This is a genomic window from Streptomyces sp. NPDC005496 (assembly GCF_042872045.1).
GTDB lineage: Bacteria > Actinomycetota > Actinomycetes > Streptomycetales > Streptomycetaceae > Streptomyces.
Window position 1 is genome coordinate 104089 of the sequence record NZ_JBIAJQ010000004.1, and the last position, 25021, is coordinate 129109.

Annotated in this window: 20 protein-coding genes; 3 read left to right on the top strand and 17 right to left on the bottom strand. The window is 72.4% G+C overall.

What is annotated here, in order from left to right:
* Positions 1–142: 142 nt before the first annotated feature.
* Positions 143–1324, top strand: coding sequence for a hypothetical protein (locus tag ACFYQQ_RS12965; RefSeq protein WP_388904485.1), 1182 nt, complete (start codon positions 143–145; stop codon positions 1322–1324).
* 237 nt (positions 1325–1561) lie between these two features.
* Here ACFYQQ_RS12965 and ACFYQQ_RS12970 read toward each other — a convergent pair whose 3' ends face one another.
* The 4 genes from ACFYQQ_RS12970 to ACFYQQ_RS12985 all read right to left on the bottom strand — a co-directional run bounded on the left by ACFYQQ_RS12970 (position 1562) and on the right by ACFYQQ_RS12985 (position 5872).
* Complete coding sequence (locus tag ACFYQQ_RS12970; protein ID WP_388904487.1) at positions 1562–3688, bottom strand: xanthine dehydrogenase family protein molybdopterin-binding subunit; 2127 nt, start codon at positions 3686–3688, stop codon at positions 1562–1564.
* A gap of 104 nt (positions 3689–3792) precedes the next feature.
* Positions 3793–4785 (bottom strand): xanthine dehydrogenase family protein subunit M, encoded by a 993-nt coding sequence (locus ACFYQQ_RS12975; protein WP_355788701.1) that lies wholly within the window; start codon positions 4783–4785, stop codon positions 3793–3795.
* On the bottom strand, positions 4782–5342 hold the full coding sequence (locus ACFYQQ_RS12980; protein ID WP_356164094.1) for a 2Fe-2S iron-sulfur cluster-binding protein: 561 nt from the start codon (positions 5340–5342) through the stop codon (positions 4782–4784). Before ACFYQQ_RS12980 ends, ACFYQQ_RS12975 begins: the two co-directional genes overlap by 4 nt.
* A 41-nt stretch (positions 5343–5383) precedes the next feature.
* Positions 5384–5872 carry a DUF5709 domain-containing protein gene (locus tag ACFYQQ_RS12985; RefSeq protein ID WP_355790186.1) on the bottom strand — a complete coding sequence of 163 codons (489 nt, stop codon included), beginning with the start codon at positions 5870–5872 and terminating at the stop codon, positions 5384–5386.
* A 229-nt stretch (positions 5873–6101) separates the two neighbouring features.
* On the opposite strand from ACFYQQ_RS12985, the gene ACFYQQ_RS12990 reads away from it, so the two are divergent.
* Positions 6102–7283 carry a PP2C family protein-serine/threonine phosphatase gene (locus ACFYQQ_RS12990; protein ID WP_355790189.1) on the top strand — a complete coding sequence of 394 codons (1182 nt, stop codon included), beginning with the start codon at positions 6102–6104 and terminating at the stop codon, positions 7281–7283.
* 9 nt (positions 7284–7292) lie between these two features.
* Here the strand turns inward: ACFYQQ_RS12990 and ACFYQQ_RS12995 are convergent, their stop codons facing one another.
* Positions 7293–7958, bottom strand: a complete 666-nt coding sequence (locus ACFYQQ_RS12995; RefSeq protein ID WP_355790194.1) for an NUDIX domain-containing protein — start codon at positions 7956–7958, stop codon at positions 7293–7295.
* 182 nt (positions 7959–8140) lie between these two features.
* On the opposite strand from ACFYQQ_RS12995, the gene ACFYQQ_RS13000 reads away from it, so the two are divergent.
* Positions 8141–8497 (top strand): hypothetical protein, encoded by a 357-nt coding sequence (locus ACFYQQ_RS13000; RefSeq protein WP_355790191.1) that lies wholly within the window; start codon positions 8141–8143, stop codon positions 8495–8497.
* Positions 8498–8536: 39 nt separating this feature from the next.
* On the opposite strand, the gene ACFYQQ_RS13005 is transcribed toward ACFYQQ_RS13000, so the two are convergent.
* The 12 genes from ACFYQQ_RS13005 to ACFYQQ_RS13060 all read right to left on the bottom strand — a co-directional run bounded on the left by ACFYQQ_RS13005 (position 8537) and on the right by ACFYQQ_RS13060 (position 24966).
* Complete coding sequence (locus ACFYQQ_RS13005; protein ID WP_356164100.1) at positions 8537–9262, bottom strand: fibronectin type III domain-containing protein; 726 nt, start codon at positions 9260–9262, stop codon at positions 8537–8539.
* A 10-nt stretch (positions 9263–9272) separates the two neighbouring features.
* Positions 9273–9875, bottom strand: coding sequence for a hypothetical protein (locus ACFYQQ_RS13010; RefSeq protein ID WP_355787230.1), 603 nt, complete (start codon positions 9873–9875; stop codon positions 9273–9275).
* Between the two features lie 125 nt (positions 9876–10000).
* Positions 10001–11890 (bottom strand): discoidin domain-containing protein, encoded by a 1890-nt coding sequence (locus ACFYQQ_RS13015; protein ID WP_356243507.1) that lies wholly within the window; start codon positions 11888–11890, stop codon positions 10001–10003.
* A 170-nt stretch (positions 11891–12060) separates the two neighbouring features.
* A complete protein-coding gene (locus ACFYQQ_RS13020; protein ID WP_355789889.1) occupies positions 12061–13056 on the bottom strand; it encodes a LacI family DNA-binding transcriptional regulator in 996 nt (331 codons plus the stop codon).
* Between the two features lie 223 nt (positions 13057–13279).
* Positions 13280–14773 (bottom strand): FGGY-family carbohydrate kinase, encoded by a 1494-nt coding sequence (locus ACFYQQ_RS13025; protein WP_356164106.1) that lies wholly within the window; start codon positions 14771–14773, stop codon positions 13280–13282.
* A 61-nt stretch (positions 14774–14834) separates the two neighbouring features.
* On the bottom strand, positions 14835–16076 hold the full coding sequence (locus ACFYQQ_RS13030) for an SGNH/GDSL hydrolase family protein (RefSeq protein WP_388904492.1): 1242 nt from the start codon (positions 16074–16076) through the stop codon (positions 14835–14837).
* On the bottom strand, positions 16073–18490 hold the full coding sequence (locus ACFYQQ_RS13035) for a glycoside hydrolase N-terminal domain-containing protein (protein WP_356164110.1): 2418 nt from the start codon (positions 18488–18490) through the stop codon (positions 16073–16075). The genes ACFYQQ_RS13030 and ACFYQQ_RS13035 overlap by 4 nt, the downstream gene beginning before the upstream one ends.
* Positions 18491–18611: 121 nt before the next feature.
* A complete protein-coding gene (locus ACFYQQ_RS13040; protein WP_355793913.1) occupies positions 18612–20432 on the bottom strand; it encodes a carbohydrate-binding protein in 1821 nt (606 codons plus the stop codon).
* Positions 20433–20500: 68 nt separating this feature from the next.
* The gene (locus ACFYQQ_RS13045; protein WP_356164114.1) at positions 20501–21421 is read right to left on the bottom strand and encodes a carbohydrate ABC transporter permease; all 921 of its coding nucleotides are present in this window, start codon (positions 21419–21421) and stop codon (positions 20501–20503) included.
* Complete coding sequence (locus ACFYQQ_RS13050; protein ID WP_355795148.1) at positions 21418–22356, bottom strand: sugar ABC transporter permease; 939 nt, start codon at positions 22354–22356, stop codon at positions 21418–21420. Before ACFYQQ_RS13050 ends, ACFYQQ_RS13045 begins: the two co-directional genes overlap by 4 nt.
* Positions 22357–22382: 26 nt before the next feature.
* Entirely contained in the window at positions 22383–23696 is a 1314-nt protein-coding gene (locus ACFYQQ_RS13055; protein WP_356164116.1) for an ABC transporter substrate-binding protein, read from the bottom strand.
* Positions 23697–23787: 91 nt separating this feature from the next.
* Positions 23788–24966, bottom strand: a complete 1179-nt coding sequence (locus ACFYQQ_RS13060) for an ROK family transcriptional regulator (protein ID WP_356164118.1) — start codon at positions 24964–24966, stop codon at positions 23788–23790.
* Positions 24967–25021 lie beyond the last annotated feature (55 nt).

The following is a 25021-nucleotide window of genomic DNA, read 5'->3' on the forward strand; positions in this document are numbered from 1 at the left end:
CCACCCCTGCGGGGGACGCCACTCACACGGGTGCCGCATCCGGGTGGCGGGGCGGTGGAGGGCCCCATAGGAATGGTCAGCATCCGCTTGCCGTCGCACATCGGGGAGTGACGGCAGCCGCACCCTCTTCATGGAGCCGACCATGACCACCCGCTCTTTCTCTTTCTCGCCCAGCCCGGACCAGCCGGAGATACCCGCGCACGACGCGGCCGGTCCCCCGGCGCCGCCCATGCCGCCCCTGCCGCCCGTCGGCGCGGAACCCACGGCAGAAGCCCCGCCCGCGCGCCCGGCACAAGAGGGACCCGTGCGGGCCGGACCAGCACCTCAGGAGCAGTACGCCGACCCCGTGCACGGACTCGTGCACGCCGCCGTCGCCGACCGTCCGCTGGAAGAAGTGGTGCAGCTCATCACGCTTCTGGAGCAGTCGCCCGAGTACGCGCGAGCCACCGTCGACGCCCTGCGGGCGGTCGGCGTGGACCGTTCCGTCGAGGACGTCACCCGGCTCGTGGCGCTGCTCACCCGGCCGCCGCGCCACCCCGACTCCGCCGACGAGGCGATCCGCGCCGCGGCGGAGTCCCGCCCGGTGGAGGACGTCACCCGCCTGATGGCGCTGCTGCACCGGCCGCCCGTGGAGCAGCACTGCGCCGAGGAGGCGGTACGGGCCGCCGCGAGCCGCCCCGTCGAGGAGCTCGTGCAGCTCATCGGAAAGCTGGCCCAGGAGCAGAACGTGCCCACGCACGGCACCGGTCTGCTGGCGGGGCACTCCGTGCTCCCGTCGTCCCAGCCGGGCTCCGCGGCCCAGCCGGGCTCCGCGGACCTGCCGGCGCTCGCCCACGAGGCACCGGAGGACCACGGACGCGCTCGGCGTCCGCGCCGACCCCGCCCGCCGCGCCGGGACGGCGCGCCTCCCGCCTGGCCGGCCCGGGTCGCCGCCGCGGCCCTCCTGATGTGCGCGCTGGCCTACTTCCCGTTGCACCGGGACGGCGCTTCGGCGAACGCGTACGGCTTCGCCCTCGGCGCCTCGGCACTGTGTCTGCTGCTCGCCCTGGCGCTGGTCCTCAAGAACGCCCTGCCCCTGCTCGCGACCGCCGTGGTCGTGCCGACGGCGCTTGCCGTCATGCAGTTGCTGGAGGGCCGGCTCAGGTCGCCGGGCCTTTCGCAGGGCCTGGAGATCACCGCGGCTCCGCCGTGGCTGGCCGGCCTCGTGTCGGTGCTCGCCGCGCTCGCGGCCGTCACGGCCCTGCTGGCGCTCCTCGCCTCCGAGCGGATGGGCAGGCGTCCCGAGTACCGGCCGCTGACCGGGGCGCACCAGACACCGGAATGACCGGGTGTCCGTCGCGAGACGACCCCCACCGTGTCAGCCGACGCGGGTCTGCGCTTCGCAGGCCCGCGTCGGCTTTGTCGGTCGTCGGTCGTCGGTCGCACGGGGTCTGAGGGCTGAGGGCTGGTGTCCCGGGGGGGCTGGCGTCCGGCGCCTGCCCGTCTGCGTCGGCGCCGCCCTGGTCCTCGGACCGGCCGGGCGGGCCCGCTCGAAGGCGTGCGGACGCGGCCCCGCCCTCCGCTACGGGAGCCGTCCCCCGCTTCCGTGGTCCGCCAGGGCGGTGAGTACGCGGTCCGGCGTCAGGGGCAGTTCGCGCAGGCGGATCCCCGTGGCGTGGTGGACGGCGTTGCCGATGGCGGCCGCCGTGCCGACGATGCCGATCTCGCCGATCCCCTTGCTGCCCATGGGGTTGAGGTGCGGGTCGTCCTCGTCGACCCAGTACGCCTCGACGGCCGGCGGGATGTCGGCGTGCACGGGCACGTGGTACGACGCGAGGTCGGACTCCGTGAAGTCGCCGAACGGGGCGTCCATCGTGCTCCCCTCGGTCAGCGCCATGCCGAGGCCCATCGTCATGCCGCCGATGAACTGGGAGCGCGCGGTGCGGGGGTTGAGGATGCGTCCGGCGGCGTAGACACCCAGGAGGCGGCGGACCCGTACCTCTCCGGTGACGGTGTCGACGGCGACCTCGGCGAAGTGGGCGCCGAACGCGTGCCGCGCGTAGTCGCTCTCGGCGTCGGCGGTGCCCGCCGTGTCCGCACGCTCCTCGATGCCGCCGTCCGGCAGCCGTCCCTCGTGGCCGCCCAGGCGCGCCCGGAGCCGGGAGCAGGCCTCGTGCACGGCCCAGCCCCAGGAGGCGGTGCCGGACGAGCCGCCGGCGAGCGGGGCCGGGGGCAGGTCGCTGCTCCCCACCTCGGTGCGGACGCGATCGAGCGGGACGCCGAGGGCGTCGGCGGCGACCTGCGCGAGGACGGTGCGCGCGCCGGTGCCGATGTCCGTGGCGTTGACGCGGACCACGAAGTCGCCGTCGGGCAGGGCGCGTGCCGCCGCCGTGGAGGGCGAGACCAGCACCGGGTACGTGGCCGCCGCGACGCCCGACCCGATCAGCAGGGGTCCCTCCTGCCGCGAGCGAGGGCGGGGGTCCCGGCGGGACCAGTCGAAGCGCCGCGCCCCCTCGCGCAGGCATTCGACCAGATGGCGGCTGCTGAAGGGCTTTCCGCTGTCGGGCTCGGTGTCGGGCTCGTTGGCGATCCGCAGCTCGATCGGGTCCATGCCCAGCTCGACGGCCAGTTCGTCCATGGCCGACTCCAGGGCGTACATGCCCGGGGCCTCGCCCGGGGCGCGCATCCAGGACGGGCTGGGGACGTCCAGCGGCACCACCCGGTGTGTGGTGAGGCTGTGCGGTGAGCCGTACATGACCCGCGTGGGCATGGCGGCCTGCTCCACGAACTCCTTGATGCGCGAGGTGTACGTGGTCACCTCGTGGAGCACGGAGGTCAGGGTGCCGTCCGCGGTGGCGCCCAGCCGGACGCGCTGCAGCGTGGGGGCGCGGTGGCCGACGACGGCGGGCAGCCGGCGGCGGGGCAGGTTGAGCGTGACGGGGCGGCCGGTCACCCGGGCGGCCATCGCCGCGAGCACGACGTGCGGGCGCGGGGTGCCCTTGGACCCGAAGCCGCCGCCGACGTGCTCGGAGAGCACCGTGACGCTCTCCTCGGGGATGCCGAAGAGCTGCGCCAGCACGGTGCGCACGGTCGTGGCGCCCTGGCTGGAGTCGTGCACGACCAGCCGGTCGCCCTCCCAGCGGGCGGTGGCGGCGTGCGGCTCCATCGGGTGGTTGTGCAGCGGAGGGATGCGGTAGTCGGCGTCGACGCGGACCGGCGCGGAGCAGAAGGCGCCCTCGGGGTCGCCCTGTTCGCGGTGGGCCGGGTAGCCGCCGTTGGCCTCCTCGGGGACGTACGCCGCCGGGTGGCCCTCGGTGAGGGTCACGTCGTGGTCCCGGACGGCGTAGTCGACACGTACGGCGGCGGCTCCCGCCCGGGCCGCCTCCATGGTCTCGGCGACGACCAGGGCCACGAACCAGCCGCGGTGCGGCACCCGGTCGTTCTGCAGCACGGCGAGCGTGGCGTCGTCGGGCTCCGCCAGCCGGGGCGCGTTCTCGTGCGTGAGCACCGACAGCACCCCGGGCACGTCGAGTGCGGCGGCGGTGTCGATCGCCCGGACGGAACCGGCGGCGACGGTGGCGGGCACGGGCCAGGCGTGGGCGCGGCGCGGCAGGGGGTGCTCGGCGGCGTAACGGGCGGCGCCGGTGACCTTGTCGCGGCCCTCCCGGCGTTCGGCGGGTGCGCCCAGCGCGGTACCGGTGTCGGCCATGGGTCCTCCTGTGCGTGCCGGGATCCGGCCTGGTCGGGTGCCGGTCCGGGGCGGGGTTCGGGTGACGGCGGTGCGGGCCGTCGGGGACGTCCGGGACGCCGGGTTCAGGTGACGGCGGGGGGCGCGAGACGGCCCAGTACGTCGATGGCGAGGCCGCGGGCGAGGGGCACCTTGTAGGCGTTGTCGCGCAGCGGTCGGGCGGCCTCAAGTTCCAGGTCCACGGCGTGTTCGAACGCGGCCCTGGTGGGCGCCGCCCCCAGCAGCGCCTCCTCCGCGCGGCGGGCCCGCCAGGGCCGGTGGGCCAGTCCGCCGAAGGCGATCCCGGCGTGCCGCACGACGCCGTCGGCCACGTCCAGCACGGCGGCGACCGACGCGAGCGCGAAGGCGTACGAGGCACGGTCACGGGCCTTGCGGTAGGCGGAGGGCAGTCCGGACGTGGAAGCGGGGAGCAGCACCCCGGTGACGAGCTCGCCGGGACCGATCTCGGTGTCCTGCTCCGGACGGTCGCCGGGGAGCCGGTGGAACTCGGCCACCGGGACACTGCGCCGGCCGTCGCGTCCGTACAGCTCCACGCGCGCGTCGAGTGCGGCGAGCGCGACGGCCATGTCGGAGGGGTGGGTGGCGATGCACTGCTCGGAGTGGCCGAGCACCGCGTGGTCGCGGTGGACGCCGTCCCGCGCGCCGCAACCGGAGCCGGGGCTGCGCTTGTTGCAGGGTTTGTCGACGTCCTGGAAGTAGGGGCAGCGGGTGCGCTGGAGCAGGTTGCCGCCGGTGGTGGCGACGTTGCGCAGCTGTCCCGAGGCGCCGGCGAGGAGGGCCTGGGAGAGCACCGGGTAGCGGTCCCGGACGGCCGGGTGGGCCGCGAGGTCGCTGTTGCGCACCGTCGCTCCGACGCGTACCGAGCCGTCGGGCAGCTCCTCGACGGTGTCCAGGGGCAGGCGGCTTACATCGACGAGGGTGGCGGGCTCCTCCACGCCGAGCTTCATCAGGTCCACCAGGTTGGTGCCGCCGCCGAGGTAGCGGGCACCGGGGTGGGCGGCGTAGGCGTCGGCGGCCTCCTCGACGCTCTCCGCGCGTACGTAGGCGAAGGGTTTCACCGGATCACGTCCTCGACGGCCTCGACGATGTGCGGATAGGCGCCGCAGCGGCACAGGTTGCCGCTGAGCCGCTCGCGGATCTCGTCCGCGTCCAGCGGTACCGGCCGTCCCGAGGGCGTGGCAGGGTCGGTCACGTGCGAGGGATGGCCCGCCTCCGCCTCGGCCACGGCGCCGACGGCGCTGCACAGCTGCCCCGGTGTGCAGTAGCCGCACTGGAAGGCGTCGCGGTCGAGGAAGGCCTGCTGGAGTGGGTGCAGCGCCTCGCCGTCCCCGCCGGCGAGGCCCTCGACGGTCGTGATGTCGGCGCCGTCGTGGGCGACCGCCGGCAGGAGACAGCTGTTGACGCGGCGGCCGCCCACCAGGACCGTGCAGGCGCCGCACTGGCCGTGGTCGCACCCCTTCTTGGCGCCGGTGAGGCCGAGGTCCTCGCGCAGCACGTCCAGGAGGACGGAGCGGTGGTCGACGGTGAGGGGGTACGGCTTGCCGTTCACCCGGAGGGTCACCTCGGAGTGGTGGCGGTCGGGTGAGGTGACGGGGCGCGCGGAGTCGCGGTCCACGGGTGTCCTCCAGGTGAGGGGCGGGCGGGGGTGTCCGGCCGTTACAGGGGGCCGGTCTCGTCGTCCGGGATGCGATGGACGGCGGCCTCCTCGGCGGAGGCCGCGCCGCCGTCGATGCCCACGTCCTCGGCGAGCATGTCCTTCTCGGCGTCCTCGTGGGCGCCCTCGTCGGGGGCGACCAGGCGGCCGGCTCGCTCCTGCCCGACCTCGTCGTCCACGGGTTCCCCCTCGCCGTCGGGGAGGTCGCCGACGCCGTCACCGGTGTCGGGCTCCTCCAGCGCCGGGTCCGGCCGCTCCTCCGCGAGCCGCTGGTCCAGGCTCTCGCCCTCCCGCTGCTCCCGTGCCGTGGTTCCTTCGTGGTCCACGGCGAGCGGCCGCTCGGGCGGGGACCAGCCCTCCTCGTACGGGTCGGACTCGCGGTCGGAGAGGGTGTCCTCCGGGTCGAGGATGCCGTCGTCCTCCCGGCCCTCGGTCCCGTCGGGCTGGTAGACCTCGTCGCCCATCACTTCTTCGCCGTTCTGACTGCCCATGTGTCTGTGTCCTCCGGACGGACGGTTGTCGTTGCCTTGCAGCCCGCGTATCCAGGCTGAGGCAGACCACACGTTCCGGCACGCCAGGGACTCCAGGTGAACACGGTGCGTGACGGTCTCCGGGGGCGACGGGGGCTCCGTGTCGCCGGGCGCGGTGCGGGCGCCGGTGTGAGACTGCTGGGCGGGACACCCGAGCGACGGGCCGCGACGCACGACGAGGGGAGAACAGGTGGCGACGGCGGAGAGCGAGGAGGCGCTCCTGACGGAGTTCCTCGCCGATCCCGGCAACGCGGCGCTGGACCTGACCACGGCGGTGGCGCGGTGCTCCAAGGCCCTCGGGCTCCAGCACTCCGTGGTGTACCTCGCCGATCTGCAGCAGCGCCGGCTCGTGCCCCTGACGGACGTGGCCTCGACGCTCGACATCGACGACTCCCTCGCGGGCTGGACGTACCGCACGCAGTCGCTGCGCGTCGAGGAGTCCGAGCTGGGCGGGATGACGGCGTGGCTGCCGCTGCTGGACGGGGCGGAACGCCTCGGCGTCCTCGCGGTGCACTGCCCGTCCCTGGACCCCCTGTCGCTGCGGCGCGGCCGGACCCTCGCGACGCTGCTCGCCATGATGATCACGTCGAAGCGGGCGTACAAGGACTCCTTCGTACGGCGCACGCGCACCGAACCGATGCAGCTGCCCGCCGAGATGCTCCGCGCCTTCCTCCCGCCCCGCACGATCGGCAACACGCACGCCGTGTCGACGGCCGTCCTGGAGCCCGCCTACGAGATCGGCGGGGACGCCTTCGACCACTCGCTGACGGAGACGACGCTGCACGTGTCGGTGCTCGACGCCATGGGGCACAACCTGGCCTCGGGACTGACCACGGCGGTGTCGCTGGCGGCCTGCCGCAACGCCCGCCGTACGGGGGCGGATCTGCCGGAGCTCGTCGAGTCCGTGGACGCCGCGCTGAGCCAGTGGCTGCCGGACCAGTTCTGCACCGCGGTCCTGTGCCAGCTCGACCTGGCCACCGGACTGCTGCGGTGGATCAACTGCGGGCACCCGCCGCCCCTGCTCATCCGGGACGAACGGGTGGTGGAGGGTGCCATGGACCGCGAGGCGGAGCCGCCCATGGGGCTGCCCTCCCTGCTCGCCGCGCGCTCGCGCCACGTGCACGAGATCACCCTGGAGCCGGGCGACCGCGTCCTGATGTACACCGACGGTGTCACCGAGGCGCGGACCTGGGACGGCGGCCTGTTCGGCCTCGCGCGGTTCACCGACTCCGTCATCCGCGCCACGGCGGGCGGCGAGCTGCCCCCGGAGGTGCTGCGGCGGCTGATCCACTCCATCGTGGAGTCCCAGAGCGACCATCTCCAGGACGACGCCACGATCATCCTCTTCGAGTGGCGCCCGCCGACCCGGTGACGCCGTGCGTCATCCGGCGCTGAACGGGCCCTCCAGCGCGGCCCACTGCAGCAGCATGATGGTCTTCGCGTCGGCGATCTCGCCGGTGCGGATCATCTCCAGGGCCCTGCGGAAGGGGAGTTCGACGATCTCGATGTCCTCACCCTCCTCCTCCAGGCCCCCGCCCTCGTGCGTACGGGTGGACGGGCCGTAGGAGGCGGCGTAGAAGCTCACGCGCTCGGTGACCGAACCGGGGCTCATGTAGACGTCGAAGACGTGCCGGACCTCGCCGATGGTGTGCCCGGTCTCCTCGACCACCTCGCGCCGTACGGCGACCTCGGGGTGCTCGTCCTCCTCGTCGAGGAGTCCGCCGGGCGTCTCGACGAGCATCCCGTCGGGGTGTCCGTTGACGTACACGGGATAACGGAACTGCCGGGTGAGCAGCACGGTTTCGCGCTCGGCGTCGTACAGCAGCATGGTGGCGCCGTTGCCGCGGTCGTGCGTCTCGCGTTCCTGGGTGCTCCAGGTGCCGTCGGCGTGCCGGAAGTCGAAGGTCGTGGTGCGTTCCACGTACCAGTGGCTGGAGAGCAGTGTCACGTCGCGGATCTTGACCCGCGGGTTGCCGGTCAGGTCCCGGCCGGTGCGGTCGAGTCCGGTGCGGCCCCGGCGGTCCGGGGTGTCGATGCCGGCGGTCATCGGACGCGGGCGGGGCGCGTGGAGCTGGAGTTGGTCATGCACGCTTCTACCATTTCGTCCCGGTCGCTGTCAGACGCGGGACCCCCCGGGGGGGGGCGTGACCGGGCAGGTTCCGGTGTGCGAGGCCACGGAGGTTGCGAGGGTCATGACCGTCAAGGCGGTCGCACGTCTAGGCTCACGGCATGGAACAGACGGAGATCATCCTGCGAGCCATCGGCGTCCTCACCGAGACCAACGCGATGGTCCGCAGGATCGCTCAGGACGAGGACGCCGAGGTCGACTCGACCCAGACGCAGCTCGGCGCGCTCGTGACGGAGGTGTTCCCCAGTGTCGAGGTGCCCGCGGACGCCGGTCCCGCCGAGGCGGGGCAGGCCGTCGCGGACGCCTATCTGCCCGCGACCATCTCGCTGGTGGGGGCCTTCGCGTTCCTCTTCTCCGAGCTCGCCGAGGTGCACGACTCGGGCCGCACCGACGTCAAGTCGGCGGATCTGCTCCAGCAGCTCGCCCTGCGCATGTCGAGGGCGGGCGAGGGGAGTTGACGGGCGGGCGCCCGGTCCGCGCGGCCGGGCGGGGCGCGTTCACCCGCTTCCGCCCGTGGTCAGACGGACCACGTTCGAGGCCGGGCCGTAGGTGAAGGCGCGGACGCGGTAGGCAGCGTGCTTCTCCTCCGGCAGGGTGATCAGCCCCGTCGCGTTGGTGTCGGGGTCCATGACGACGACCGGTTCGTACTCCTCCCCGGGCCGGCGGCGGATCTCCAGCAGGAGTCCCACCTCGTCGGAGGCGTTGTCGGTCCAGGTGAACCGGATGCCGTTGGCGTGGCGGATCTCGGCACGCAGGCCCGAGGGCGCACCCGCGCCGGAGACGCGCAGGGGCCGGCCAGGGACCTTGCGGGCCCGGTCCGTGCGGGCGGGCAGCCAGTCGTGTCCGCTGTCCTCGTCCGCGGCCGTCATCCCGCCCGGCGGCAGGTCGACGCGGACCGGTTTCGAGGCGGGTCCCGAGAACGGCCGCAGCCGGTAGCGGAACGTCGTGCGGGGCATCAGGTCGGGGTGGCGGTAGGAGGTCACGCCCGGCGGGAGGTACCGCAGGACGGTGTACGGGCCCTTCTCCTCGGTCGCGAACTCCAGGACGTGCCCGGAGGTGCCGGGCCCGGCCTTCTTCCAGGTCAGGTCGATGTCGGTGGGGGTGGCACGGACGGCGTGCAGCGTCCGGCCGGCCTGCGGAGGACGGGTCCCGGGGTCGGATGAGCAGGCCGGCAGTGCCAGGAGCAGCACTGCCGGCACCACCACCCGTGTGCGCGTACGCATGGGGCGACGGCTACTTGCGCCAGAAGCGGACGTCGCTCCACACCACGGTGGCGGGTCCGTTGCCGCTGCTGGTGCGGTAGGCGCCGAACTTGTCGTAGAAGCTGCCGCCGGGGCTCGCGTAGGTGTGCTTCAGCGAGCCGTTGATGTAGGTGTGGTGCTGGTTGCCCACCTGATGCACGGTGTTGACGCGTACCGTCGCGCCGACGGTGCCGGCGCCCGAGAGCGTGTCGCCGCCGTGCACGGCGTACAGCCGGCCGCCGCGCTCGACCGCGAGCATGAAGTACGGGCCCGCGGCCGATTCGTTGAAGGTCTGCTTGAGGCTGATCCGCGTCCCGCTGAGGGCGGCGACGCGGAAGTAGCCCTCGAACTGCCGGGTCCCTCCTGTGTAGGTGGCGTAGCGGCGTTCAGCCCGCTGGTCTCCGTCGGCGGTGGAGCAGGTCAGCCGGAACGTGAGTCCGTCGATCTGCCCGCACCCCCGCTCCTGTTCGGTGTAGCTCGGGGAGACCGGCGTCCATCCGCCGGGTTCCACCTCGGCGAAGGCCGAGGGGACGGTGAGGATCGTGGAGGCGCACACCGCGCTGGTGACGGTGAGCGCTCGCAGGCGTGCGAGCATCCCGACTCCCTTGGTCCGTGGGGGGTTTCGCAGTTCATGCACATGAACGGCGACCCCGTCAATGAACGGGTGACTGGAAGGTAGGACTGGACCAATCATCCGTCAAGGGGCCCGGCAGCCCCGGGTCACCGCTTCTGTTCCACGCGCACCCAGTCGACCTCGGCGCGCACTCCCCCGGCGGCGACGCGGTCGACGCTGGACTGGGGCAGCCCCCAGTAGGGCGTGGTGACCTTGTTCCAGCCCGCCGGATACGCGCCGCCCAGGGCGAGGTTGAGGATGACGTACTGGTTGTGGCCGAAGACCCACTGGCCCCGCGTGGACTCCAGCTTGTTGCGCGTCGTCTCCTGGACCAGCCGGTCGTCGACGTAGAAACGCATGCCCGTGGGCGTCCACTCGACCGCGTACGTGTGCCACTGGTCGGCCCGCCCGCCGTCGGGGTAGGTCTGGCGGGCACCGATGTTGCCGTCGGCGGAGTAACCCGGGCCGTGCAGTGCCGTGCTGGTCCAGTCGGCGTACCCGATGTTCTCCATGATGTCGGTCTCGCCGGACGCGGGCCAGGACACCGACGGATCGTCCACGTTGCTGCCCAGCAGCCAGAAGGCGGGCCAGAAGCCGTCGCCGACGGGCAGCTTCATGCGCGCGCTGACCCGCCCGTAGGTGAAGTCGAACTTGGTGTTGGTGTCGATGCGCCCGGAGGTGAAGTCGTAGGTGCCGCCGCCCGCCTGGGTGCAGCCCTTGCAGTACTTCGCCTTCAGCAGCAGGCTGCCGTTCTGCGTGCTGATGTTGTCGGCGGAGTCGACGTAGGCCTGCGACTCGCCGTTCACCGAACCCATCTCCTGGCCGGTTCTGACCACGCGCCACTTGGAGCGGTCGAGGCTCGCCGACGTGAAGTCGTCGAAGAACGTGGTCTGGTAGGTGCCGGACTGCTCGCCGGGCAGGGCCGGATAGGCCGCGGCGGCGCTGCCGCCCGTGCCCCAGACCTGGAACTCGTAGAGGGAGTAGCCGAACTGGGCGGTGGCGGGCGCCGGGTTGTAGAAGGAGCGCCGCTCCTTGCCGAGCATCCGCACGTAGCGCCCGGTGGCCGGCTGGGACAGCCGGACGCTGTCGTGCCGGCCCACGGCCTCGCCGGGCGACTTCACGTCGGCGCGGCGGGCGGCGACCTCGGCGGCGGACGGCCGGTGGACGGTGCGCCAGGTCCTGTTGTCGTCGGACACCTGCAGTTCGTAGTCGACCGCGTAGGCCGCCTCCCAGTACAGGTCGACGGTGTCGATGGTGGACGTCGCGCCCAGGTCGACGGAGATCCACCGGTCGGCGTTCCAGTCGCTGGACCAGCGGCTGGAGTCGCTCTTGAGGTCCGCGGGCCAGCCGCCGTCGGTCGCGAAGGCCGGCGAGTTGCCCGCGTGCTGGTAGAGGTTCGAGTAGGCCGGGTGGTGCAGGGCGAGGTTGGAGCGGGTCGTCGAGGCGGGGGCCGGTTCGCCGCCGTAGACCTTGAAGGAGTACAGCGAGTAGCCGTAGGGCGTGGCCCGTTCGACGCCGCGCAGGCGCACGTAGCGGCCGGTCACCTCCTGCGGGTAGGTGTGCGCGGTGACGGACCCTCCGGTGCCGGCGGTCTCGGTGTAGAAGGGGGTCCAGTCGGTGCCGTTCCTGGACACCTCCAGGACGTAGCGCTTGCCGTAGGCGGCCTCCCACTCCAGGGCGACGCGGTCGATGCGCAGCGTGGCGCCGAGGTCGACGCGTATCCACGCGTCGTCGGCGAACTGGCTCGACCAGCGCGTCGAGGCGTTGCCGTCGAAGGCGAGGCCGGGGGCGGTGCCGGCGTTCTCGCTGCCGGAGGCGGTGACGGCGGCCGGGTTCAGGGCGTAGGCCTCCGCGGCCCGGTCGGTGTCCCAGGCCGCCGCGGCGACCGCGCCGCTCTGCGGGTCCTGGGCGGCGAGGGCGGTCCCGGCCGTCAGCAGGGACAGGGCGGACAGGGTGGCGAGGGCGGTCATGAGCGGGCGGGAGGTACGGGCTGGCATGCGGCTCTCCTGGAGGAGGTTGGGGGTGCCGGTCATGTGCGGTGCGGGTGTGCCGAGGTGCTGGATGGTGCGGGGATGCCGGTGCACGCCGTGGAGGCCGGACCGGGTACGGGTGCCGGGCGTCCTGGGTCTGCCGGGGCGCTCGGCGGAGGGGAGCGTGGGGGTGGCGGCTAGCGGGCCGGAGCGGAGCCCCGGACGGTGACCCGGGTGGGCAGGACGACGGGAGAGGACGGGGACGGGTGCCCCGCCAGCCGGGCGAGGAGCAGGCGCGCCGCCGTCTCCCCCATCTCGCGCATCGGCTGCCGGACCGTGGTGAGGGAGGGTTCGGTGTGCCGGGCCACCGGGATGTCGTCGAAGCCGATCACCGCGACGTCCTCCGGCACCCGGAGTCCGGCGTCGCGCAGGGCGCCCAGGACGCCGATCGCCGCCAGGTCGTTGTGCGCGAAGACCGCGTCGAAGCGGCGCCCCGCGGCGAGCAGCGCGCCCACCCGGGCCCGGCCGTCGGCCTCGGTGAAGTCGCCCTCGGTCACCTGGCCGACGTCGATGCCGTGGTCGGCGTAGGCGGCCCGGAATCCCGCCAGCCGGTCGCGGACGCAGCCGAAGCGCAGCGGGCCGGTGAGCACCAGCGGCCGGCGCCGGCCGTCGGCCAGCAGGTGCCGTGCCGCCGCGGCCCCGCCCTCGGCGTTGGCGGCCGTCACGGAGGGGAACTCCGGGTGGTGGCCGCGGTCGTCGACGAGGACGACGGGGAGTCCGTCCCGGTGCAGGGCCGTCAGCATGCCGAGGGTGTTCTCAGGCTCCACGACGAGCAGCCCGTCGAAGGCGCGGGCCGACACCTGGTGGGTGAAGCGGGCGACGGACTCGGCGCCCCGGTTGCAGGTGAACAGCAGCAGGCCGAAGTCGGCCGCCTCGACGGTGTCGACCACGCCCTGGAGGACCTCGCCCATCCAGGGCCAGGTCAGCGAGGGAACCAGCATGCCGACGGTCCTGCTGTTGCCGCGGGCGAGGCCGACGGCGCCCGAACTCGGCACGTAACCCATGCGGTCGATGACGTGGCGGACCTTCGCCGCGGTCGACGCGTCGACCTCGCCGCGGGTGTTGAGCACCCGCGACACGGTCGTCTTGCTCACTCCGGCCGCCTGGGCCACATCGGCGATGGTGACGCGCACGGCTGCCTCCTGACGCACCGGCGGACGACTGCGCCCACGGAACCGGTACCGGTACCGGTTCCAGCGCTGGGCCGCGAGTCAACCGGAGTGTCATGTAGCCGTCAATACTTCACACCGGAATCGTTCCCGCCCGGCCGTGAGGAGCCGTCCGGCTTCAGATCTTGAACGCTTCCGGGGGCCGTCCGTGGAGGCGGGCACGAGGTCCGCGCCCCGGCGGACGCGGTCAGTCGCGGGGCTCCGGCGGACCGGACGCGGCGCGTCGGCGCCGGGCGAGGGCGTGGCCGATGTCGCGGGTCGCCGGGTACAGGTCCAGGTAGAGCTCGTACAGCTCGTCGTAGGCCGTCCGCAGACCCGGGTCCGGTTCCACGCGCGCGCGGACGGGGTTCCAGGCGTCGATGTCCGGGTCCCCCACGGCTCCCGCCGCCAGGAACGCGGCTCCGTAACTCGCCCCCACGGTGACCGCGCGGACCTCCTGCGCCAGACCGGTGACGTCGGAGACGATCCGGGTCCACAATCCGCCGCGCGTGCCTCCGCCGACGGCGACGACCCGGCGGATGTCCGCGCCGGCCGCGCGCATCGCCCCGACGTTGTGCCGCACCCCCAGCGCGGTCGCCTCCAGCGCGGCCCGGTACAGGTCGCCGCGTGTGTGCTCCACGGTCAGCCCGGCGATCACCCCGCGCGCGTCCGGATCGGCGACCGGCGTCCGCTCCCCCGCGAAGTACGGCAGCATCAGCAGACCCCGCGCGCCGGGACCGGAACTCTCGGCCCGGGCGAGCAGTTCGGCGTGCGCGGGGTCGCCGAACAGCTGCCGCAGCCAGTCGGTGATCATGCCCGAGGTGGCCATGCCGCCCGCGAGACTCCGCGTGCCCGGCAGCGCGCCGACCGTGCTCCACAGCTCGGGCACCAGGAGCCGTTCGGCGACCGTGTTGATCAGGAACATGGTGCTGCCGTACATGAGCATCAGGTCCCCGGTGCGCTGGGCGCCCACGCTCAGCGCCTCGGACCAGGCGTCGACGGTCCCGGTGACGACGGGGATGCCGGCGGGCAGTCCGGTGGCGGCGGCCCCCTCCCCGGTGAGGTGTCCGGCGGTCTCGCCGGGCCAGCGCAGCGGCGGCAGTTCGAGGTCCGGGGCGATCCGCCGGGCCCAGGGCCGGTACCAGTCCTGGGCCACCGAGTCGTAGAGCGGCACGGACTGGCTCGCGGAGTGGTGGTCCAGCACGTACGCGCCGGTGAGCCGGCGGACGAGGTAGGAGCTCGGCATGTACAGCCGCCGGGCCCGCTCCGCCACCCGCGGCTCGTGGTCGGCTACCCAGGCGATCTTGGGTCCGACGGCCTGCGTGGAGAGCAGCGAGCCGCAGCGCCGCAGGACGGCGTCACGGCCCAACTCGGCTTCCAGGCGGGCGATCTGGTCCGTGGCGCGGGTGTCGATCCCGTAGAGGATCGCCGGGCGCAGCGGCTCGTCCGCCTCGTCGGCCAGGGCGACGCACGGGCCCATGCCGCTGACGCCCACGGCGGTGACCGGCGCGCCCTGCCCGGCCAGCTCGCCGGCGAGGGAGACGAACTCCTCCCACCAGACGCGGGCGTCCATCTCGACGTGCCCGGGACGGGGTCGGTCGACCCTGTGCGGGCGTACGGCGGTGGCGCGCACGGTCCCGTCCTCGTCGACCAGCACGCCCTTGCTGCTGGAGGTCCCGATGTCGACTCCGAGCACGGTCATGCGTCCGGAGCGTAGGCGATCGCGCCGGTGTCCGCTCGCGCGGACACCGGCGGCCGGACGCTCAGCCCGCGGCGCGGTCGCACTCCAGGCTCGCGAGGTCGACGGCGTCGGCCATGGCCTGCATACCCTTGTCGTTGGGGTGCAGGTGGTCGCCGCCGTCGAAGAACGGCAGGAGCAGCTCGGGGTCGTAGGGGCTGCGGGTGATCCGGTCGAAGTCCGTCACGGCGTCGAGCTCGCCGCTGTTCCTGATCCAGTCGTTGACGCCCTGGCGGACGGCCTCGGCGGCGGCGTCGTACTCGTACCAGCCCTTGAACGGCATGACCGTCGCGCCGACGACGCACTTGCCGGCCGCGTGCGCCCGGTCGGCGATCTCCCGGTAGCCGGCGATCATGTCGTCCACCGTGACCCCGGAGTGGGCCTTGATGTCGTTGATGCCCTCGAACAGGAACACCGTCCTCACACCGGGCTGGGAGAGCACGTCACGCCCCAGTCGCTTCAGCGCGGACTCCCCGGCGCCGTCCGCAAGGACCTTGTTGCCGGAGATGCCCTCGTTGGCCACCCCCTTCACGGTCGAGGAGGACGCCGCCTGGAGCCGCCGGGCGAGGTAGTCCGGCCAGCGCCGGTTCTCGTCGGTGCTGGAGGCCCAGCCGTCGGTGATGGAGTCGCCGAGGGCCACCACCGAGCCGGTCGCCGTCGAGGTCTCCACGGCGACGGCGTCGAGCCAGTACCAGGAGCCCATCGGGTCGGTCCAGTTGGCGGCGCCCTCCTCCGCGGCGTGGTCGCCCGCGGTGGCGTAGTTGGTCTGCATCGCCATGCCGTGACCGGTCGTCGGGCCTTCCGCGCCCGTGACGTACAGGCTGACGACCAGACTGCTGCGGGCCGCCAGCCGCCCCGGCAGCGGGTCGCTGAGCACGGTCTGCCCGGCCGGGACGGTGACCGACGCGGCCCCGCCGAAGCTCAGTGCGCGGTTGGAGCCGCGGACCAGCTCCGCGCCCTGCTTCTGGAGCCCGGCGTACGCGCTCGCGAAGGTCACCGGGTGCTCGCCGAAGGCGTTGGACAGCCGGATGCGCAGGTTCGTGCCGCCGACGCTGGTGCGCACGATCAGCCGGTAGCTGCGGTCGGCGGGGCCGGCGCCCTGCCGGTCGGCGGAGGCGCCCCACGTGACCACGGAGTGCGTGCCCTTCGCGGGGGCCGGCGGGGTCCGTGCCTGTGCGGACGACGGGGTGGCAAGGGTGACGAGGACCGCCAGCAGCAGTGCGCAGACGGCGCCCGCCGAGCGGCGACGGCCGCGAGCGGCGCTCATCCGAGGTTCCGCAGGGTGACGGACTCACCGGGTGCGAGGCGGACCCGCCGCGAGACACCGCCCGCTACGACGGTCGTCTCCCGGCCGCCGACGCTCCTCAGCGTGGCCCGGGTGACCTTGCCGTCCCGCCAGGCGAGGTCTGCGACGAAACCGCCGCGAACGCCGACGCCGGACACCGAACCTGACGCCGCCCAGGCGGCGGGCAGCGCGGGCAGCAGCTCGACGTGACCGGGCCGCGAGTAGACCAGCATCTCGACGACGGCGGCGGGCGTACCGAAGTTCGCGTCGATCTGGAAGATGCCGCGTCCCTTCTCGACCTCGTAGATGTCGAAGAGGTTGAACGCGGTGCCGTTGCCGCCGTCCGTCGACGGTTTCAGGTTGTTGACGACGAGCCGGTAGGCCTTCTCGGCGTTCTTCAGCCGCGCCCAGCACAGTCCGCGCCAGGCGTTGGCCCAGCCGAAGCTGTTCATCCCGCGCGCGGTGAGGAGGGCGGTCGCGCCGTCGACGACGTCCTTCGGTGTGGAGCCGTCGGGGCGGATCCGGTCGCCGGGGAAGAGTCCGACGAGGGGGGAGAGGTGCCGGTGCGTGGTCTCGCCCAGGTTGTCCGGCGACATCCACTCCTCCAGCCAGCCGGTCTCGGGACTGACGACGGGCAGGTACAGGCGCTCGCGGAGCCGGCCGACGGTCGTGCGGTAGGCGGTGTCCTTGCCGAGGGTCCCGGCGGCGGTGCGGTAGTTGCCGAAGAGGTTCCAGACGAGTTCCTGGGCGTAGGTGATGCCCTTGGCGTCGAGCGGGCCGTGCTCGGGCGACCAGTCGCTGTCGGCGATCAGCACCTCGCGCTCGGCCCCCGACGCGTCGGTGACGGTAGTGGTGACGAGGCGGGCCTCCCAGAACTCGACGGCGCCCTTGAGCAGCGGGTAGATCTTCTCCAGGTGGGCCCGGTCCTGGGTGAACTCGTAGTGCTCGAACAGGCTCTGGCACAGCCACGCGTTGCCGGCCGGGTGCCACCACCAGCCGCCCCCGCCATAGGGGTTGGTGGAGATGGCCACGGTCCAGCCGGCGATCTTCCCGGTGGAGTTGCGGTAGCGGTTGGCGGGGTCGTTGAACAGCCGCCGCGTGACGTCCGTCCAGTCGGGCAGCTGCGCGAGGCAGTAGTCCGTGTAGGCGTCGAAGCAGTCCGGCAGGCCCGCGCGGTCGGCCATCCAGTAGTTCATCTGGATGTTGATGTCGGTGTGGTAGTCGGCCATCCAGTCCGGGTCGTTGCCGTCCAGCCACGGGCCCTGGAGTCCCATGGGCAGGCTGCCCCGCGATCCGGAGATCATCAGGTAGCGTCCGAACTGCAGGTAGGCGGCCTCCAGTTCGGGGTCGGGCACGTCGTCCCGGTGGCGTGCCCGCACCCGCTCCCAGGTGTCGAGTTCGCGCTGTGCGGCGGAGGACGGGCCGAGGTCGATGTCCAGGCGCGCGAACACCGGGCGGAAGTCCGCGACATGGGTGTCGAGCAGGGTGCTCGCCGTGTGCCGTGCCGCGGCCAGGACCTTCGTCCTCGCCAGGCCTCGCGGGTCCACGGACGGGTCGCGGTACTTCGCGGCGGCGTCCGGCGCGTAGTTCGTGCCGCCGCTGACGACGACGGTCAGCTCCTTGCAGCCGCTGAAGGCGATCGAGGTCCCGTCGACGCGGACCCGGCCGGTGCCGCTGCGCGCGGTGACGGCGGCGCCGTAGGCCAGTCCGTTGGCGAAGGCGGCGCCGAACGAGGCGTACCGTCCCGCGCCGTCGGCGGTGGTGGACTCGCCGTGGGTGCCGGCCAGGGAGACGGTGCCGGTGTGGCTGCCGCCGCCCTGCTGGGACAGGTGCAGGACGATGACGTCGTCGGGGCGGCTGGCGAAGATCTGCCGCCGGTAGGTCACGCCGTCGATGTCGTAGGTGGTGGTGACCAGGCCCTGGGCCATGTCGAGGGTGCGGCGGTAGTTGTCGACGCGGCCGAGGTCGTGGCCGGTGAGCGTGAGCGTGAGCTCGGCGAGCAGCGTCAGGGAACCGAAGTCGTCGCGGCCGTAGGGGAACTGGCCGTCGCTCTGCAGTTTGTCGTTGAGGCCGCCGGTCCACAGGGTGGCGTCGGTGATCATCATGAGTTCGCGGGCCGGGTCGTTGCTCACGAGCGCCCCGAGGCGTCCGTTGCCGACCGGCAGGCCCTGTTCGATCATCGACGTGGCGGAGCCGGGGGCCTGCCACCACAGCGTGTTCCGGGCGGCGTCGGCCGCGGACAGCAGGGGTGACCGGGTGGGGCGGGCGGGCGCCGCCGACGCGGTGAAGGCGGGCAGGCCGCCGAGGGCGGCGGCCGTGCCCGCCGCGGCCGCGAGCGCGAGGAAGCCTCGTCTGCTGGGTCTGTCGTCGTGCGGGGCGGTGGGCTGGATGTCCACGGTGTGCACTCCAAATCCGGGGAGCGGCTCGTGCGGGGACGACGGCGGGGGCCGTCGGGTGGGGCGTACGGGGTCCCGCGGGGCCCGGCGGGTCAGGTCGCCGGGCCCCTTGGGAAGCGGGTCAGACGGACTGCGGGACGACGATCCGGTCGATGTCCGGCGCGTATCCGTCGCCGCTGTCGAAGGTGATCGTGTTGGTCCCGGCCTTCAGCGCCAGCTGCACGCTGACGGTCTCGGCGGTGCTCCAGTCGCCCGTGGAGGGGAACTTCTGGCTGCTGCCGTTGCCGCTGTTGGACAGGACGGTCACCGAGCGGGGGTCTCCGCTGACGTAGGAGACGCGGACGGTGTAGATGCCGTCCTTCTTCACCGTGACGTCGTTGAAGCGCAGCTTGCCGCCGCCGTAGAGGTTGCCGACCTTCTTGCCGCCGGAGCAGGCGTCGCAGCCGGCCGGGGAGGCGTTGCCCGAGAGGGTGTTGGCGGCGGACTCCGCCTCGTAGCTCGTGGTGGCCAGGGTGCTCCCGGCGGGCCTGACGGTGAAGAGCCGTGAGCCGTGCGCGGGCAGGGCCGCGGTGATCCTGTTCTTGTGGGTGCCGAGATCCGCCTTGTTCCACAGGTCGCGCACGGCGGCGTTGCCGGTGAATCCGAAGGAGGCCCACTGCGCGGTGACGGAGGCGGGCGAGTCCCCGACGTTGAACAGGGCGACGGTGTGGCTGCCGTCGGGGTTCTCGGTGCCCCAGACCTGCTGGTCGCCGACCGTGGTGACCGGGCGTGCCACGGGCGAGTCGTTCTGGTCGACCGCGATGACCTCCTGGTTGGTGAGCAGGGAGACGCCGTAGCCGTCGAGCCTGGTGAGGTCGTCACCGGTGAACAGGGGCGACTTGCTGATGGCCCACAGCGTCATGTAGCTCTGCCGCTCGGCCTTGGTGAGGCCGTCCATCTCGCCGTTGCCGACGTCGACGGCGTCGAGGTCGTTCCAGCCGCCGGGGCCCGCCTTGCGGCTCCAGGCGGGCGCGTCGTCCCAGCGGTCGTCGACCGAGTTCTCCCAGGTGACCAGGGTGTTGCAGTAGCACTCGACGTCGGTGTCGATGCGCCAGCCGTTGGAGTACTTCTTCCAGTCGGCGGCGTGGCCGATGTCGAGGGACCAGGAGAGTTCGAGGTGGATCGGGCGGCCGGCGGTCGCGATGGCCTGCTGCCAGGCGGCGACGTCGGCGACGTTGTCGTAGTTGTCACCCGACTTGAAGGAGCCGGGGCCGACGCCGTCCAGCTTGAGGAAGTCGTAGCCCCAGTCGGCGAACTGCTGTGCCTGCGAGTCGATGTACTTCTGCGCACAGGCGTCGCCGAAGTCGATCTTGTAGGCGTTGTCCCAGCCGTTGGTGGTGCGCAGGTCCGGGTAGACGATGTCGCCGGTGGTGCAGCCGGGGGCGTTCCAGATCGGCACCTCGCCGCCGCCGTAGGCACCCTTCTCCAGGCCGACGGGGAGGTAGATGCCGGCCTTGAGTCCCTTGGCGTGGATGTGGTCGGCGACCGCCTTCATGCCGCGGGGGAAGCGGACGGGGTCGGGTGTCTGACGGCCGTACCGGTCGAAGCCGGTCTTCCAGTTCTTGTCCATCCACCAGCCGGCGTCGATGTTGACGTGGTCGTAGCCGTACTTCTTCAGCTTGGCGGCGAGGGCGTCCGTCTGCTTGAGGACGTTCGCCTCGGTGAGGTAGCTGTAGTGGCCGTCCGGGTTGAGGCCCGGGTACTTGGACGACTGCATGCTCCAGCTCGACCAGCCCATGAAGGGCTTGGCGGCGACGGCGGTGGTGCCGGCGGGGTCGCTCGGGGTGTCCGCGTGGGCGGCGGGGAAGGCGGTGGCGAAGCCCGCGGTGAGGGCCAGGACGACCAGCCCTCTCAGGGAGCGGCGGGCGGTTCCGGGCAGGACGGGGTACGAGGATGACCGCATGGGTCGGACCTCCTGGGACGGGGGCGGCGGGGGCGGTGGGGCGGCTCAGGCCCCTGCGGTCGGGCGGCTCATCCCTTGCCCGAGCCGATGGTGAGTCCGCTGATGAACTGGCGCTGGAGCGCGAAGTACACCAGCAGCGTGGGGATCGCGGTCATCAGTGCGCCGGCCGCGATGAGGTTGGGATTGGTGAAGTACGCGCCCTGGAGGTTGGCCAGGGCGGAGGTGACGGGGCGTTTGTCGCCGGTCTCGATGAGGGCGAGGGGCCAGAAGAAGTCGTTGTAGATCCAGATCGACTCGAGCGTCGCGAGGGCCGCGAACGCCGGCCGGCACAGCGGCAGGACGATCTGGAAGAACTGCCGCCAGACGGGGGCGCCGTCCACGAGCGCGGCCTCGGAGATCTCCTTCGGGATCGTCTTCATGTAGTTGCTGAGCACGAAGGTGCAGAAGCCGCACTGGTAGGCGATGTGGATGGCGATGATGCCCCAGGCCGAGTTGTAGAGCAGGAGCGAGTCACTCATCCACTGCGGCAGCGGGACGAGCAGGTACATCCGGTACAGGGGGGTGATGAGGACCTGCGCCGGCAGCAGGTTTCCCGCGGTGAACAGCATCAGCAGGGCGATGTTCCAGCGGAAGTCGAAACGGGAGACGAAAAAGGCGACGGCGGCCGCGAACAGCAGGGTGCCGAGGACGGAAGGGACGGTGATGAGAACGGAGTTGAGGAAGAAGTGCGGCATCCCGGACTGGTTCCAGGCGTCCGCGAAGTTGCCGAGTCCCAGGCTGTGCGGCCAGGACAGGTAGCCGTGCCGGGCGGTGTCCGAGTACGGCCGCAGCGAGGTGAGCACGGCCCACAGCAGCGGGACGAGCCACAGGACGGCGACGGCGGTCAGCATCAGGTGGCGGCCGGTCTGCCGCCGCGGCCCGGACGGGGCGCCGGCCGCCTGCGGCCGGGTGCGCGGCGGGGAGGCCGGGCGCGGCACGGTGGTGGTCACTGGTCCTCCTTGCGGATGGTCTGGACGAGGAACGTCCCGATGGCGGCAAGGGAGACCAGGAGCAGCACGACGGCGAGGGCTGAGCCGTACCCGATGTGACTGGACTCGCCGATGATGTTGTCGGTGATGAGCAGGGACAGCAGTTCCAGGCCGGGTTTGCTGCCGACGCCGCCGCCGAGGACGTAGACGATGTCGAAGGCCCGCAGGGACTCCATGACCGTGACGACCAGGATGATGATGTTGACCGGCTTCAGGGCCGGGAACACCACGCGCAGGAAGGTCTGGCGTCCGTTGGCGCCGTCGAGCGCGGCGGCCTCCTTGAGCGCCGGGTCGAAGCCCTTCAGTCCGGCGAGGTAGAGGATCATGATGTAGCCGGTGTGCCGCCAGCCGGAGGCGACGAGGACGGCCCAGAGGTTCAGGTCGGGGTCGCCGAGCCAGTCGACGTGGTGGCCGGCTCCCATGGCGCTCAGGAGGCCGTCGAGCAGTCCGGTGTCGGGGTTGTAGATGATCTCCCAGATGAAGCCGACGACGGCCAGCGAGAGCACCATGGGCAGGAAGATCGCGGTCTGGTAGACGCGGGTGAAGCGGATCTTCCGGTCGAGTTGGTAGGCGAGGAAGATGCCGAACGGGGTCGGCAGCAGGGCCGTGAAGAGCAGCCAGACCACGTTGTGGCGCACGGCAGGCCAGAACGGCGGGTAGTTGGTGAAGATCTCGCGGTAGTTGCCGAGGCCGGTCCAGTGGATGTCGGCCAGGTCGATGCCGTCCCAGGTGGTGAAGGACAGCGCCAGGGAGGCCAGCGCGGGCAGCCACACGAAGAAGAGGAGGGCCGCGAGGGGGATGCCGATGACGACGGTCAGGAAGACGCGGTCGCCGGGACCGAGGCGGCGCGCGCGGGCCTTGCGGGGAGCGGGCGTTGTGCTGGGGGTGGAGGACACGGTGGGTGCGGCCTTTCCGGTCCCGGTCAGGCGGTGAAGAAGCGTGAGCGCTGGGACTCGATCTTCTTGAGCATGCCCGAGCCGTCGTCGGGGTGGCCGAGCCACTGGGTGAGTCCGGGCAGGACGACGGTGGAGATGAAGCCGGGGTCGCTGTCGCGGTCCGCGAACTGGGTGATGTGCTTGGCGGAGGCGATGAGTTCGGCGGACTTCTTCTGCAGCGCGTTGTACGAGCCGGTGCCGGCCTGCTCGTTGACGGCGAGGTTGCTCGGGTCGACGTCCATGTAGAGCTCCTCGGCGCGGGCTTGGCCGAGGAACTTCAGGAACTTCTTGGCGCCGTCCTCGTTCTTGGGCCTGCGGCTGAGCATGAAGCCGTCGGTGGGGGCCTCGACGGCGTCCTGTCCGTGGGCGGCGTCGATCTCCGGGAAGGGGAAGAAGTCGATGTCGCCGCGGATCTTCTCGTCGGTGATCTGCTGGCCGAGGAAGAGACCGATGACGGCCATGCCGGATTTCTTGTCGAGCAGCGACTGGGCGGCGTCCTGCCAGGAGCGGCCGCCGGCGCCCTGCTGGTGATAGGGGGCGAGCTCGCGCCAGTGGTCGAGTGTGGCGAGGGTGCGCTTGTCGGTCCAGGCGACCTCGCCCCGCATGAGGGACATGTGGAAGTCGTAGCCGTTGGTGCGCAGGTTGAGGTAGTCGAAGGCGCCGAGGACGCTCCAGCTGTCGCCGCCGCCGTACCCGGAGGCGATCGGCGAGAGGCCGTCCTTCTTCATGCGCTTGGCCAGGGCCACGAACTCGCCCCACTTGCGCGGGATTTCGTAGCCGCGCTCCTCGAAGAGGCTCTTCCGGTAGAAGACGGCCCACGGGTAGTTGTAGAGCGGGACGAAGTAGTACTTGCCGTCCTCGCCGCGGCAGAGCTGCTTGGTGGCGTCGCTGAAGCCGGCGCCGATGGTGTCCCACACGTCGTCGAGCGGGCTGCAGAGCCTCTTCTTGGCGAAGTACTGCATGCGGTACCCGGCGAACCACGTGAAGACGTCGTCCGGGGTGCCCTGCAGATAGGTGGAGATGCCCTTCTGGAACGTGTCGTGGTCGACGGTGTTGGTCTTCACCTTGAGGCCGCTGTCCTTGGCGAAGGCCTTGGTCAGTGCGGCGTAGGCCGACTTGGGGGTGGCGTCGGCGCCGTTGGATCCGAAGGTGACCGACTTCGGGTCGGCCGCCGCTCCCCCGCCGCACGCGGTCAGGACGGGTGCCGCCAGGGCGGCGGCACCGATCCCGAACAGCCCGCCGACGACGTTGCGCCGGCCGGGTCCACGCGCAGCCAGGGGTATGCGGCTCTGCTGCGTCATCGCTACTCCTCGTGCATGTCAGGACGTGTCTGTCCGCGGTACGTGTCCGCACCGCCGGGCGCGGCCCGACTACGGCCGGCCATGGGTCTGTTCAGTTCGTGTGCGAGGTGGTGAAGGACTGGATCGCGGTGGCGGCGGCGCCGCGCGCCCACTCCTCGAAGGGCAGGGGCCGCGTCTGTACGTCGCACCGCGCGGCCGAGCCGAAGGCGGCGCCGGCGAAGGCGTCGCGGATCTGCTCGGCGAAGAGGTCGTAGGCGGCCAGGCCCTCGCCGGAGATGATCACGCGTTCGGGGCCCAGCAGGTTGGCGACCGTGGCGATGCCCCGGCCGATGGCCTCGCCGGCCCGGGCGTACACCTCCCGGGCTCCCGGGTCGCCGGCGTGGGCGAGGTCCAGGGCCTCGGCGGCGTCGGCCACGTGCACGCCGGTCGCCTCCCTGACCCCGACGACGATCGCGGAGTCCGAGGCGATGGCCTCGACACAGCCGCGGTTGCCGCAGTGGCAGAGCGGGCCGGCCGGGTCGATGGCGACGTGCCCGATCTCCCCGGCGACCCCGTGGGCCCCCGAGACGACCCGGCCGTGCACCACGAGACCGCAGCCGATGCCCGCGCCGACGGTCACCAGGGCGAAGTCCGACAGGCCCACCCCGGCGCCGAACCACTGCTCGGCGACGGTCAGGGCCCGGACGTCGTTGTCGACGGTGACCGGCAACCCGGTCGCCATGCCCGCCAGTTCGGCGAGCGGGACGTCGCGCCACTCCAGGAACGGCGAGTAGCGCACCACCCCGTCGGCGCGGTCCACGTCTCCGGACACCGCGATGCCGAGCCCCTGCACCCGGACCCCGAAGCCGTCCGCCTCGGTCAGGAGCTCCTGTACCAGCGCCGCGGTCGAGGCGAGTACGGCCTGCGGGTCGTGCGAGGTGAGCGGCACGTGCCGGGCGACCCTGATCCGGCAGCACAGGTCCGTGAGCACGGCGATGAGTTCGTCGCCGGTCATCTTGACGCCGATGAACAGCGCCCTCCCCCCGTCGACCCGCACCGGGTTGGCGGGGCGGCCGAGCGACACCTGCCGTGCGTCCTCGCCGACGTCCTCGCGGAGGTACCCGGCCTCGATCAGGGGCCGGACCGCCTTGGTGACCGCGGCGGCCGACAGGCGGGTCCGGGCGGCGATGTCGGAACGGGTGAGCGGACCGTGGGACAGCACGGTGGTGAAGATCTGTGAGGCGGCCGGCGTGTGGGCCGGGAACGCCTCGGTCCGAGTGGTCGAGCGCATGGCCGGAACCTAGGGCCCTTATTTTCTGCTGTCAATGAAAGAAACAGGATTATCG

Excerpts from the sequence above, each read along its gene's own strand:
- ACFYQQ_RS12985 (WP_355790186.1), bottom strand. The coding sequence starts at position 5,872 with ATGGGCAGTCAGAACGGCGAAGAAGTGATGGGCGACGAGGTCTACCAG.
- ACFYQQ_RS13040 (WP_355793913.1), bottom strand. The coding sequence starts at position 20,432 with ATGCGGTCATCCTCGTACCCCGTCCTGCCCGGAACCGCCCGCCGCTCC.
- ACFYQQ_RS13010 (WP_355787230.1), bottom strand. The coding sequence starts at position 9,875 with ATGCTCGCACGCCTGCGAGCGCTCACCGTCACCAGCGCGGTGTGCGCC.
- ACFYQQ_RS13015 (WP_356243507.1), bottom strand. The coding sequence starts at position 11,890 with ATGCCAGCCCGTACCTCCCGCCCGCTCATGACCGCCCTCGCCACCCTG.
- ACFYQQ_RS13030 (WP_388904492.1), bottom strand. The coding sequence starts at position 16,076 with ATGAGCGCCGCTCGCGGCCGTCGCCGCTCGGCGGGCGCCGTCTGCGCA.
- ACFYQQ_RS12970 (WP_388904487.1), bottom strand. The coding sequence starts at position 3,688 with ATGGCCGACACCGGTACCGCGCTGGGCGCACCCGCCGAACGCCGGGAG.
- ACFYQQ_RS12965 (WP_388904485.1), top strand. The coding sequence starts at position 143 with ATGACCACCCGCTCTTTCTCTTTCTCGCCCAGCCCGGACCAGCCGGAG.
- ACFYQQ_RS13025 (WP_356164106.1), bottom strand. The coding sequence starts at position 14,773 with ATGACCGTGCTCGGAGTCGACATCGGGACCTCCAGCAGCAAGGGCGTG.
- ACFYQQ_RS13000 (WP_355790191.1), top strand. The coding sequence starts at position 8,141 with ATGGAACAGACGGAGATCATCCTGCGAGCCATCGGCGTCCTCACCGAG.
- ACFYQQ_RS12995 (WP_355790194.1), bottom strand. The coding sequence starts at position 7,958 with ATGACCGCCGGCATCGACACCCCGGACCGCCGGGGCCGCACCGGACTC.
- ACFYQQ_RS13005 (WP_356164100.1), bottom strand. The coding sequence starts at position 9,262 with ATGCGTACGCGCACACGGGTGGTGGTGCCGGCAGTGCTGCTCCTGGCA.
- ACFYQQ_RS13060 (WP_356164118.1), bottom strand. The coding sequence starts at position 24,966 with ATGCGCTCGACCACTCGGACCGAGGCGTTCCCGGCCCACACGCCGGCC.
- ACFYQQ_RS13055 (WP_356164116.1), bottom strand. The coding sequence starts at position 23,696 with ATGACGCAGCAGAGCCGCATACCCCTGGCTGCGCGTGGACCCGGCCGG.